Consider the following 10,863-nt stretch of genomic DNA (forward strand, 5'->3'; position numbering starts at 1 on the left):
TTACAACAGCACTGTGCGACCTTGCTTTGGTTTTGAAAGCCGCATTGCGTCGCGATCTCTTGACTTCTTTTGAAGGCAATTCGTTCGCGTTCAGCAGGTTGCGGCTAATCCAGATCGTGAGGCCTAGGCCGCCAGGTTGCGGAAGCGCGTGAACTGGGGCTCGAACAGCAACTTCACCGTGCCTACCGGGCCGTTGCGGTGTTTGGTCACGATCACTTCCGTGATGCCCCGGTCGGGAGTTTCGGGGTTGTAGTACTCATCTCTGTAGATCATCAGCACCAGATCAGCGTCCTGCTCAATCGAGCCCGATTCGCGTAGGTCGCTGAGCATCGGTCGTTTGTTGGTGCGCGATTCCACGCCACGGCTGAGCTGAGACAGGGCAATCACAGGTACGTTCAGTTCCCTGGCCATGCCCTTGAGCGCTCTTGTGATCCTTGAAATTTCCTGCACTCGGTTATCGGGACTGGACCCTTCCATGAGCTGCAAGTAGTCGATCACGATCAGCCCGAGCTCCTTGCCTTGTTCGGCCATCAGTCGCCTACAGAGGGAACGCATCTCCAGCACGCCGGAGTTGGGTTTGTCGTCGATGTAGATCGGCAGCTGGCTGAGGGTGTTGATGCCCTGGCCGATCAGCGGCCATTCCTCTTGTTGTAGGCGGCCTGTGCGCAGCCGGCCTGCTTCGATGCCTACTTCCATCGACAGCAATCTGTAGGTGAGCTGCTCCTTACTCATCTCCAGAGAGAACACGCACACCGGCAGGTCGTGCAACTGGGCCACGTTCTTGGCCAGGTTGAGCACGATCGATGTTTTGCCCATGGCGGGGCGTCCGGCCACGATGATCAGGTCACTGCGCTGTAGGCCCTGGGTCATGGCGTCCAGGTCGTAAAAATTCACCGGGATGCCCGCCACGGAGGTGCCCAACGAGCGGCTCTCGATTTCGTTGAAGGTGCTGGTGAGAATTTCGGCGGTGGGCGTCAGACCCTGCGATGGTTTTTCCTGACTGATTGCGAAGATGGTCTGCTCGGCCTTGTCGAGCACCTGCTCCATCGGCAGGCCCTGATCAAAGCCCAGCTGGATCACTTCGTTGCCCGAGCGGATCAGCTGCCGGCGCAGATACTTATCCATCACCAGGCGGGCCACCTGTTCGATCGATGCGGTGGAGGCCACACGCTCTACAAGCTCCACTAGCCTGCTGCTGCCACCCACTTTTTCGAGGGCACCGGTATCAGCTAGCCAGGCGGTCATCGCTGTGAGGTCAGTCGGTTTACCCTGGCTATGGAGCATCACCGCCGTGCGGAAGATCTCTCGATGGGCATTGAGATAAAACGCTTCCGGTTGCAGCACGTCGGCCACGCGACCGATGGCGTCCGGGTCGAGCAGGATGCCGCCCAGCACTGCTTCTTCCGCCTCCAGGTTTTGCGGCGGTATCGAATCGGGCAGGGACTCGAAGCTGGGTTCTTCTCTGCGGCGACCTTTGCCGAAACCGCGGCGTTCCTCCTCGGTGGACTCGCCACCGGAATCTGACAAGGGAACGCTCACCATGGCGGCAGCAGCTCAGAAAGAAGAACCACTCTGACGCACCTTGTCGGTGACATCAGAGTCATTTTTGCTCTGTGCTCAGTAGCTGACCACTTCCAGGTTGATCTCAGCGGTCACTTCGCTGTGAAGCTTCACCTGAACCTTGTAGTTTCCGGTCCGATGGATGTCGGGCACGGTGATGTCACGACGATCCACTTCTTTCTTGGTGGCTTCTTCGATCACCTCCGCCACATCACCATTGGTGACGGTGCCGAAGAGCACGTCGTCTTCTCCGGTTTGCTTCTTCACGGTGAAGCGACCGATGGTGTCGAGGGCTGTGCGGAAAGCTATGGCTTCCTCCTTGAGAGCAGCCTGGCGCTCAACCTCCTTGGCCCTGCGGTGCTCCACCTGCTTCATCACCGCGGGGGTGACAGGCACGGCTTTGCCGAAGGGCAGCAGGAAGTTGCGGGCATAACCAGGCGCAACTTCCACCAGATCTCCATCCCGGCCGAGGCTGAGAACGTCCTCATTCAGTACGACTTGTACGCGCTTGGCCATGGGAGAACGATCCTGACGACGTCTGTTTAGCGATCGACAACTTTACGACTTCACGGGCAGGCGCACTTTGGTGGCCAGGCCAAGGGCGCGCATCAGGCGGATGTGCTCCCAGGTGAGGTCGATCTGACCCGCTTGCAGGCCGTGACGAGCCGAGTGGGGGAAGGCGTGGTGGTTGTTGTGCCAGCCCTCTCCAAAGGTCAGTGCTGCGACCCACTTGTTGTTGCGCGAATCATCGCCGCTTTCAAAGGCCACGGTGCCCCAGCAGTGCGTGGCGGAATTCACCAGCCAGGTCACGTGATACACCAGCACCAGGCGTAAAGGAATGCCCCAGAGCACTAAGGCCCAGCCGCCGGCACCTGTGGCGCTGCCGATCCAGAACAGCAGACCAGCCAGGGGCAGCTGCAGAACCAGGAACCAGTTGTTCAGCCAGCGGTAGTAGGGGTCCTTGGCTAGATCACCGGCCATGCGGGGTACATCCTTCATGGCTGGAATCGCATTGAACATCCAGCCCATGTGACTCCACCAGAAGCCTTTGTTGCTGTTGTGGTGATCCGCATCCGTATCGGAATACTTGTGATGATGCCGATGCAGTCCAACCCAGTCGATGGGTCCGTGCTGGCAGCTCAGGGCGCCGCAGGTGGCAAAGAAGCGCTCCAGCCAGCGAGGCACTCGGAAGGAGCGGTGTGAGAGCAGTCGGTGGTAACCGACGGTGACACCCAAGCAGGCAGTGACCCAATACAGCACCAGCAGGCTGGTGACGGCCGGCCAACTCCAGAAGCCAGGAGCGAGTGCCAGGAGTGCCAGGGCATGGATCACGATCATGAACCCGATCGTTACCCAGCTTTTTTCGGTCTTGGCAGCCATAGGCGCCTTGCTCTTGGGGCGCCGGTAGGGCTGGATTGCCAGCTTGGGGCCACGATGCGAAACTGATTTCCGACTGGGTGGCGAAGGCGTTCTAATCGCGCTTGGTGCCATGACTTGGTCCCGGTTGATCTCTGCACACTACACGCGATACGGATACGTATCAAGCAATGGATAAGGCAAGCGGTTCTGATCATGTGACCAAGGGTTACCGCCAGCGTCTCGAGGAAGGGCGCCAGGCGATGGCCCATCTAATTCATGTGTGGCATGAGCGCAATGGCTGGTCGCACAAGGTGTTGCCTGCTCTGGCCGATGCCTTGGATCTTGGTCGTGTGCACAACTCCCAGATCTCCAATCTCCGCAACGGCAAGCTCTCGTCTCCAGGGCCGGAAGTGTTCCTCGCTCTCGGCCAGGCGAATGCCGTGCTGCACCAGGGGCTGGAGGCGATCCGCGACCAGCTGGCGGAAGTTCACCCCGATCTATTGCGGGTGCTGAGCGACAGTGCCGTTCCTCTGCTCGCGGCCCATGGTGAGCCGCTCGGTGCTGGCGAGCTGCTTGAGATCTTTGTCGGCCTCGGACCATTGCCGCCAGGTTTCGATTGGCGGATTGATCAAATGGAAGCGGCTGCCCTGAGTGCCGCGATTGCCGACAGCCTTTGCCGCGGTAAGGCTTGGCGTCAGTGTCGTGATCAGGTGATGGAGGCCTATCCGGTCACCAAAAACCAACGCCGCGATCGTTTTGCCGAAGTGATGGCTGGCCTGCGCGAATACAGCGCCGAGGAGCTCGACGGAGAGTTCCTCGACCTTCATGCCACACACATGGCCTTAGAAGGCAGCAAGGGCCAGAGCGCTGAGGCGTTTCTGGCCGAGTTGCGAACGGCTGCTCAGCCGGGATAGCGCGCCTGACGCACGCGCCTGGTCAGCCCAAGCTTCTGCAGCATCCGGATGTGCATCCAGGTGATGTCGAACTCGAACCAGCGCAGGCCGTGGCGTGCGCTGCCCGGATGGGCGTGATGGTTGTTGTGCCAACCCTCTCCGAACGACAGCACAGCCACCCACCAGCAATTGCGTGAGAGATCCGGGCAGTCGAAATTGCGATAACCGAAGGCGTGTGTTGCCGAGTTCACCAACCAGGTGACGTGATACACGACCACCAGACGCAGAGGAATGGCCCACAGCACCAGACCAACACCGCCTCCATGAATCTGGGCTGCATTGCCGTAGTAATAGAGCGCCAGTCCGATCGGAATCTGCAGCACAAGGAACCAGCGATCCAACCAGACGTAGAAGGGATCTTTGAGCAGGTCGCCGCCAAATCGTTCTTTGTGCTCAAGAGCGGGGATTTCGTGCAGCATCCACTCGCTGTGGCTCCACCACAGGCCCCGGCCTGCATCGTGATGATCATTGGGTTGATCGGAAAACTTGTGGTGGTGACGATGCAGGGCCACCCAGTCGATCGGTCCGCTTTGTGCGGCCAGGGTGCCCATGATCACCAGCACCCGCTCGAGCCAGCGGGGCACCTCAAAGCTCCTGTGTGCCACCAGACGGTGCAGGCCGAGTGTCACCCCGAGCACCGTGGCCCAGTAGAGAATTCCGAAGGCAATGGCTCCTTGAATGCTCCAGAACCGTGGCAGCAGAGCAATGGTGGCCAGCACGTGCATCGCCACCATGAAGGACGTGGTGCCGCCTTTGAGCTTGCGCTGTTTACGCGGCAGTCGTTCACGGGGCGCCATCACCGCCGCGCGCATGCGCAATTCGCGGTTTGAGGTGGTAGCTGCCGGAGTGGTTGTAACCAAGAAGTTTCTCCTTGAACCAGATCTGTCGTGGTTGGAACGGCTATAGCCGAAACCAAAACAGTTGGTTGGGAGTGTGAATGTAAAAGAAAACAGCAGGCTTTTTGCGGTTCTCCCATGCCACAGGCTTCAAATCGCTACGGAGAGAGCAGTGGTGCAGAGGGGATGAATCTCAGTGAAGCCAGGGCATTTGCTCGCAGCAAGGTCGCTTCTGTACGCGAGCGTCAGCAGCCTTTTGCCCGTCAGCGCACCGCGGCTGTGGCTGATCGCCTGCAGAGGGTTCTGGCCGCGTTTGAGGCGGAGCGGGTCGGCACTCAGCATTTCGCCTCCGTCAGCGGATACGGGCACGGTGATCAGGGCCGGGAGGTGATCGACCGGGTGTTCGCACGCGTTCTGGGTGCGGAAGCAGCCGCTGTGCGACTTCAGTTTGTGAGCGGCACCCATGCCATCGCTGCCGCTTTGTTCGGTGTGCTCCGTCCAGGCGATCGCATGTTGTCCATCACAGGGCGTCCCTACGACACGCTTGAAGAGGTCATTGGTCTGCGTGGAGAGGGGCAAGGATCCCTCAAGGACTTCGGCATCGACTACGACGAGTTGCAGCTCAGCGATGCCGGGACTGTGGACGAGCAGGCCCTCGAGCAGGCCTTGGCTCAACCGCGTCGACTGATCCTGATTCAGCGCAGCTGTGGTTACAGCTGGCGCCCCGCGCTAAGCGTGCAAGTGATCGGTCGCCTTTGCTCCCGCATTCACGAACGGCAGCCTGACTGCGTCTGCTTCGTGGATAACTGCTACGGCGAACTGGTTGAGGCCCAAGAGCCGCCTGAGGTGGGTGCGGATCTGGTGGCCGGTTCATTGATCAAAAACCTGGGAGGAACCATCGCGCCCGCCGGTGGCTACATCGCTGGACGCTCCGATCTGGTGGAACAAGCCTGTTGCCGTCTCACTGCACCAGGGATTGGCAGCGAAGGGGGGACTGGTTTTGATCTGCACCGACTGCTGCTGCAGGGACTGTTTCTGGCGCCTCAGATGGTGGCTGAAGCCTTGATCGGTGCTGATCTCGTGGCAGGTGTGTTCGCTGATCTCGGATTCCCGGTGCATCCCGTTGCGGGTGCATCCCGCAGTGATCTGATCCAGGCCGTGCAGCTGGGGGAGCCTGAGCCACTCAAGCTGATCTGCCGTGCCTTTCAGGCCTGTTCCCCGGTGGGCTCTTACCTGGACCCTGTGCCGGCGGCGATGCCAGGTTATGCCAGTGATCTAGTGATGGCCGGTGGCACCTTCATTGATGGCAGCACCAGCGAGTTCTCCGCTGACGCGCCCTTGCGCGAGCCGTTCAATCTCTACGTTCAGGGCGGGACCCATCACGCCCATGTCGAGCTGGCCCTGATCAAGGCGTTGGAAGCCCTGGCTGCGGCAGGACATCTGAATCTGGCGCACACTGATTGAGAGACGCTGGTGCGGCCCGATGGCCTTCGACTTTCCTGCCTCCTACCGCTACGCGGACAGCCATGAATACGCCTGGCAGGACGCTGATTCAATCCGCATTGGCTTGAGCGCTTATGCCGTGGATCAACTCGGCGACATTGTGTTTGTCGATCTCCCCGAGGTGGGTTCTGATCTCAGTCGTGGATCCAGTTTCGGCACCGTTGAGTCGGTGAAGGCTGTGGAAGAGATGTATGCCCCCCTCAGTGGCGAGGTTGTGCAGCGCAATGAAGCTCTGCTGGCTAATCCCGAAGAACTGCAGAAGGATCCCCATGGCGAGGGCTGGTTGCTGGTGATTCGTCCAAGCGATGAGACGCAGCTCGAGCAGTTGATGGACGCCGCGACTTACTCCGCGAAGGTTGCCGCGACCTGATATCACATCGTCGTCAGGCGCAAGTTGCCTAAAGTCTGCGCCTTCTGTGGCTGCACCATGACCCTGCTGGACCAGCGCATGGTGGAGACTGCTTCAGCAAAGGCTCTTCCGCCTTTCGCCCAACGCCATATCGGCCCGGGATCCGAAGCCAATCAGCTGATGCTCGATCGGCTCGGCTTCAGTGATCTTGAGCGCTTTTTGCAGGCCGTCGTCCCGGAGGACATTCTCGATTCAAGTCCGCCCAAGGGGCAGCTTCCGGACGGCGTTGGAGAAGCCCAAGCGCTTTCTGAACTACGTCAGCTTGCCGGTCTCAACCGCGTGACGCGGTCGTTGATCGGCCTGGGCTACTACGGCACGGTCACGCCCGCGTTGATCCAGCGGCAGGTGTTGGAAAACCCCTCCTGGTACACGGCTTACACCCCTTATCAGGCCGAAATTGCTCAGGGACGCCTGGAGGCACTGCTCAATTTTCAGACCTTGGTCAGTGAGCTGACCGGCCTGCCGATTGCCAATGCCTCGCTTCTGGATGAGGCCACTGCGGCTGCAGAAGCGATGTCGATGAGCTTTGGCGTTTGCAAGCGAGCTGAAGCCAGCCGTTTTCTGGTGGATGCCGCCGTGTTGCCACAGACCCTGGCAGTTCTGCGCACCAGGGCCCAGCCAATCGGGATTCAGCTCGAGGTGGCTGAGCCGGATCAGTTCGCCTGGGGTGAAGATGTGTTCGGAGTGCTGTTGCAGCTGCCTGGACGCTGTGGCCGGCTCTGGGACCCCCGTTCCTGTATGTCCAGGGCCCATGAGCATGGCGCTTTGGTCACGGTGGCTATTGATCCACTAGCTCAGGTGCTGCTTGAGCCGGTGGGTGCTCTCGGTGCCGATATCGCCGTAGGCAGTGCCCAGCGTTTTGGCGTGCCGATGGGTGGAGGCGGCCCCCATGCGGCGTTCTTTGCCACCCGCGATGCTTACCGCCGGCAGGTCCCCGGGCGCATCGTTGGCCAGTCAAAAGATGGCGAAGGCAATGTCGCACTGCGTCTTGCCCTGCAGACCCGTGAGCAGCACATCCGCCGAGATAAAGCCACCAGCAATATCTGCACCGCCCAGGTGCTGCTGGCGGTGATGGCTTCTTTTTATGCCGTTCATCACGGGCCGGAAGGTCTCGAGGCGATCGCTCGACGCGTGCTGCATCTGCGCTGTCAGCTCGAAGACGGACTGAGCTCGCTTGGACTCCCTCTACCCCAGGGATCTCGTTTCGACAGTGTTGATGTGGTCTGTGCTCAGGCTCCGCGCGTGCATCAGCTGGCAGCCCGAGCTGGGTTCAACCTGCGTGTTCTGCCCGATGGTGCGGCGATCGAACAGGCGGAAGGCTTCGGCATCAGCCTGGATGAGCTCAGCGACAACAAGGAGGTGTCTCGGTTGCTGTCGCTGGTGGCTGAGGCCACGGGAGGCCATCTTTCAGACCTGCCGGATACCGCAAAGCAAGAGCAAGCTCTGGCTAGCTTGCCGCTGCGCTCCAACCCCTGGCTTCAGCAGCCGGTGTTTCACCGCTATCGCAGTGAGACCGAGCTGCTTCGCTACATCCAGCGTCTGGTCAGCAAAGACCTTTCGCTGGTGCACGGGATGATTCCTCTTGGTAGCTGCACCATGAAGCTCAATGCGGCAGCGGAGCTGGCGCCTGTGAGCTGGAGGGAGTTCGGGAGCATTCACCCCTTTGCCCCCGCTGACCAGCTGAAAGGCAATCTGCGCATGGCGCAGGACCTCGAGAGCTGGTTGGCTGAGCTCACCGGTTTCGCCGGTGTGTCTTTGCAGCCGAATGCAGGTTCCCAGGGGGAGTTCGCTGGTTTGCTGGTGATTCGCGCCTGGCATCAGGCAAGAGGCGAGGGCCATCGCAATGTTTGCCTGATTCCCACGAGTGCCCACGGCACCAATCCAGCCAGTGCCGTGATGGCTGGCATGCGTGTGGTGCCGGTGGCCTGTGATGAGCAGGGGAATGTCGATGTCGACGATCTGCGCAGCAAGCTCTCTGAGCACGCCGATGTCCTGGCGGCGCTGATGGTGACGTATCCCTCAACCCATGGGGTCTTCGAGACTCGAATCCGTGAGATTTGCAGCCTGGTTCATGACCATGGAGGTCAGGTGTATCTGGATGGCGCCAACCTCAATGCTCAAGTCGGTGTGTGCAGGCCAGGAGCGTTTGGGGCCGATGTCTGCCACCTCAACCTGCACAAAACGTTCTGTATTCCCCATGGCGGTGGTGGACCAGGGGTTGGCCCCATTGGCGTGGGAGAGCATCTGTTGCCATTTCTTCCTGGTCATCCCTTGATGCCCTGCGGCGGTGACCAGTCCATTTCAGCGGTATCGGCTGCCCCCCTGGGCAGCGCAGGCATCCTGCCGATCAGCTGGATGTATCTGCGTTTGATGGGCCCTGCTGGCCTGCGGCAGGCCACGGCTGTGGCCTTGCTATCGGCCAATTATCTGGCGCATCGGCTGGATTCCCATTACCCGGTGCTGTTCCGGGGAGAAGGCGGGCTTGTGGCCCACGAATGCATTCTTGATCTGCGCGATCTGAGGCGCAGCGCCGGCCTTGAGGTGGATGATCTGGCGAAGCGTCTGATGGATTACGGCTTTCACGCTCCGACGGTGAGCTGGCCGGTGGCGGGCACCGTGATGGTTGAACCCACTGAAAGCGAGAGCCTCGAAGAGCTGGATCGCTTCTGCGACGCCATGATCGCGATCCGCGCCGAAGTCGCGGCGATCGAAAACGGTGACAGCGATCGTGAGAACAATCCCCTACGCCGCGCTCCCCACACACTGAGTGCTGTCACGGCCGACCACTGGGATCGTCCCTATTCCCGGGAACAGGCTGCCTTCCCGTTGCCGGATCAGCGGCAAAGCAAGTTCTGGCCGGCGGTGGCCAGGATTGATAACGCCTATGGCGATCGCAATCTGATCTGCACCTGCCCCAGTGTTGAAGACATGGCTGCCGCCACTTCTGAGGCGATGGGTTAAATTTTACCGAAATCGGAAATTAATCTTCGATTTCTAATCGTGCAATGAGAACTTTGATCACACTGCACAGCATTCACCGTCGCAAATGGGGAATCAATGAGTCGCGACACCAAAAAACCAATTGAAACGACGGAGCAGACCTCAGACTCGCTGCAGCTTCCCGACATTCCTGATTGCCTTCAGGCTGCCCTTGGCCGAGGGCATACCTTGCCGATCGAAGGCACCAACGTGCTGAGAGTTCCCTTTGGAATTCGTCAGGCACGACGTCAGCGTCCCGAGCGTCCTGACCGCTGGGCAACGCTGGTGATCCCCATTCAGTCTCAGGGATCGCCCACGCCACCTCCTCAGGCGGCCTGAGTCTTCAGGCGACTGAGATCAGGCTTTTGTCCTGCTCCAGTCGCCAGTCCAAGAGTGCTTTCACATCCGCCAGCGAGCAGGTCGGGGTGCGAAAGGGCAACAGTCTCATCGGGCTTCGTTCCGGTCTAACCAGCCAGCTGCTGTTGCGTTGTTGCAACAGGACAAAGCCGCGGTAGCGAACTGCGTACTGAGGATCCCGGGTCAGGCCCATTCGTGGAATGGAAATTGTTAGTGACCTCGCTATTTCAGTCCTCTAGATGTGGTGTGTGCATGAAATCCCGATTCTCTTTTGAATTGATTTCCGTTTGATTGCAGTGGCCAATCTTGATTCACCCGCTTGTTTTTGATTCATTCGCTGATTAATTCATTCACAGCTGCAGTGGTTTCATTTGCATGAGGCGCTGGATGAGGTCGGCAATGCTGTCGTCTTTCGCTGCTTTCGAGTAGTTGCTGAGCAATTGGCGCCCCACCACTTGTGCGCCGAGATGGGTGAGCTGGACCCTTAGCGACACCAGCAGCTCCATTCCGCCGCCTCCGGAGAAGCTGGCCATGGCGATCGGCCGACCGTTGAAGAGAGACCGGAAGTCATCTCCCTGAACGGACAGCCAGGCGATGGCGTTGGTCAGCACCGGCGGAATTGAACCGTTGTATTCCGGTGCGCAGATCACCCATCGCGGAGCTGCCCTCAGTTGTTGCTGCAATGGCTGCACGCCGTTCGGCATGCCTTGTTCATTCGCGCGCGGTGTGAACAGGGGCAGCTCGAGTGTGGTGAGGTCGAGCAGATCAGCGCTGCTGCCCTGAGCCTGTACTTGGTCCACGAAGCGTTGGGCCAGTTTGAGGTTCTCGCCGTTACTGGCGGCAATCACCAGCACATCAGCACTGTTCTCCTTGCTCATGATCAGTATTCATGTCGCAGGTTTGAATT

At 59.8% G+C, this 10,863-nt stretch carries 11 protein-coding genes; 5 read left to right on the forward strand and 6 right to left on the reverse strand.

Features of this window, described 5'->3' with window-relative positions:
* Window positions 1-123 precede the first annotated feature (123 nt).
* The 3 genes from dnaB to SIB42_RS03550 all read right to left on the reverse strand — a co-directional run bounded on the left by dnaB (window position 124) and on the right by SIB42_RS03550 (window position 2,940).
* On the reverse strand, window positions 124-1,542 hold the full coding sequence (dnaB, locus tag SIB42_RS03540) for a replicative DNA helicase (protein ID WP_067098718.1): 1,419 nt from the start codon (window positions 1,540-1,542) through the stop codon (window positions 124-126).
* A 75-nt stretch (window positions 1,543-1,617) separates the two neighbouring features.
* Window positions 1,618-2,076 (reverse strand): 50S ribosomal protein L9, encoded by a 459-nt coding sequence (gene rplI, locus SIB42_RS03545; RefSeq protein WP_067098714.1) that lies wholly within the window; start codon window positions 2,074-2,076, stop codon window positions 1,618-1,620.
* Window positions 2,077-2,118: 42 nt separating this feature from the next.
* On the reverse strand, window positions 2,119-2,940 hold the full coding sequence (locus SIB42_RS03550) for an acyl-CoA desaturase (RefSeq protein WP_369818484.1): 822 nt from the start codon (window positions 2,938-2,940) through the stop codon (window positions 2,119-2,121).
* A 167-nt stretch (window positions 2,941-3,107) separates the two neighbouring features.
* On the opposite strand from SIB42_RS03550, the gene SIB42_RS03555 reads away from it, so the two are divergent.
* The gene (locus tag SIB42_RS03555; RefSeq protein ID WP_067098709.1) at window positions 3,108-3,833 is read left to right on the forward strand and encodes a hypothetical protein; all 726 of its coding nucleotides are present in this window, start codon (window positions 3,108-3,110) and stop codon (window positions 3,831-3,833) included.
* Here SIB42_RS03555 and SIB42_RS03560 read toward each other — a convergent pair.
* Entirely contained in the window at window positions 3,821-4,684 is an 864-nt protein-coding gene (locus SIB42_RS03560; RefSeq protein ID WP_369818485.1) for an acyl-CoA desaturase, read from the reverse strand. The two genes, SIB42_RS03555 and SIB42_RS03560, sit on opposite strands and share 13 nt — an antisense overlap.
* A 210-nt stretch (window positions 4,685-4,894) precedes the next feature.
* Here SIB42_RS03560 and SIB42_RS03565 point away from each other — a divergent pair, with 210 nt between their 5' ends.
* The 4 genes from SIB42_RS03565 to SIB42_RS03580 all read left to right on the forward strand — a co-directional run bounded on the left by SIB42_RS03565 (window position 4,895) and on the right by SIB42_RS03580 (window position 9,938).
* A complete protein-coding gene (locus SIB42_RS03565; RefSeq protein WP_067098742.1) occupies window positions 4,895-6,172 on the forward strand; it encodes an aminotransferase class I/II-fold pyridoxal phosphate-dependent enzyme in 1,278 nt (425 codons plus the stop codon).
* A 19-nt stretch (window positions 6,173-6,191) separates the two neighbouring features.
* Window positions 6,192-6,581 carry a glycine cleavage system protein GcvH gene (gene gcvH / locus SIB42_RS03570; protein WP_067098702.1) on the forward strand — a complete coding sequence of 130 codons (390 nt, stop codon included), beginning with the start codon at window positions 6,192-6,194 and terminating at the stop codon, window positions 6,579-6,581.
* Window positions 6,582-6,638: 57 nt separating this feature from the next.
* Complete coding sequence (gcvP, locus tag SIB42_RS03575) at window positions 6,639-9,581, forward strand: aminomethyl-transferring glycine dehydrogenase (protein ID WP_067098699.1); 2,943 nt, start codon at window positions 6,639-6,641, stop codon at window positions 9,579-9,581.
* A gap of 96 nt (window positions 9,582-9,677) precedes the next feature.
* On the forward strand, window positions 9,678-9,938 hold the full coding sequence (locus SIB42_RS03580) for a hypothetical protein (protein ID WP_067098696.1): 261 nt from the start codon (window positions 9,678-9,680) through the stop codon (window positions 9,936-9,938).
* Window positions 9,939-9,942: 4 nt separating this feature from the next.
* Here SIB42_RS03580 and SIB42_RS03585 read toward each other — a convergent pair whose 3' ends face one another.
* A complete protein-coding gene (locus SIB42_RS03585) occupies window positions 9,943-10,149 on the reverse strand; it encodes a hypothetical protein (RefSeq protein ID WP_067098693.1) in 207 nt (68 codons plus the stop codon).
* Window positions 10,150-10,306: 157 nt separating this feature from the next.
* Entirely contained in the window at window positions 10,307-10,834 is a 528-nt protein-coding gene (locus SIB42_RS03590; protein ID WP_067098690.1) for an NAD(P)H-dependent oxidoreductase, read from the reverse strand.
* Between the last annotated feature and the right edge of the window lie 29 nt (window positions 10,835-10,863).

This window comes from Synechococcus sp. MIT S9508 (genome assembly GCF_047303045.1).
GTDB lineage: Bacteria > Cyanobacteriota > Cyanobacteriia > PCC-6307 > Cyanobiaceae > Synechococcus_C.

What these genes read in the sequence shown, in the direction of transcription:
- dnaB (WP_067098718.1), bottom strand. Translation starts at nt 1,542, where the DNA reads ATGGTGAGCGTTCCCTTGTCAGATTCCGGTGGCGAGTCCACCGAGGAG.
- rplI (WP_067098714.1), bottom strand. Translation starts at nt 2,076, where the DNA reads ATGGCCAAGCGCGTACAAGTCGTACTGAATGAGGACGTTCTCAGCCTC.
- SIB42_RS03550 (WP_369818484.1), bottom strand. Translation starts at nt 2,940, where the DNA reads ATGGCTGCCAAGACCGAAAAAAGCTGGGTAACGATCGGGTTCATGATC.
- SIB42_RS03555 (WP_067098709.1), top strand. Translation starts at nt 3,108, where the DNA reads ATGGATAAGGCAAGCGGTTCTGATCATGTGACCAAGGGTTACCGCCAG.
- SIB42_RS03560 (WP_369818485.1), bottom strand. Translation starts at nt 4,684, where the DNA reads ATGCGCGCGGCGGTGATGGCGCCCCGTGAACGACTGCCGCGTAAACAG.
- SIB42_RS03565 (WP_067098742.1), top strand. Translation starts at nt 4,895, where the DNA reads ATGAATCTCAGTGAAGCCAGGGCATTTGCTCGCAGCAAGGTCGCTTCT.
- gcvH (WP_067098702.1), top strand. Translation starts at nt 6,192, where the DNA reads ATGGCCTTCGACTTTCCTGCCTCCTACCGCTACGCGGACAGCCATGAA.
- gcvP (WP_067098699.1), top strand. Translation starts at nt 6,639, where the DNA reads ATGACCCTGCTGGACCAGCGCATGGTGGAGACTGCTTCAGCAAAGGCT.
- SIB42_RS03580 (WP_067098696.1), top strand. Translation starts at nt 9,678, where the DNA reads ATGAGTCGCGACACCAAAAAACCAATTGAAACGACGGAGCAGACCTCA.
- SIB42_RS03585 (WP_067098693.1), bottom strand. Translation starts at nt 10,149, where the DNA reads ATGGGCCTGACCCGGGATCCTCAGTACGCAGTTCGCTACCGCGGCTTT.
- SIB42_RS03590 (WP_067098690.1), bottom strand. Translation starts at nt 10,834, where the DNA reads ATGAGCAAGGAGAACAGTGCTGATGTGCTGGTGATTGCCGCCAGTAAC.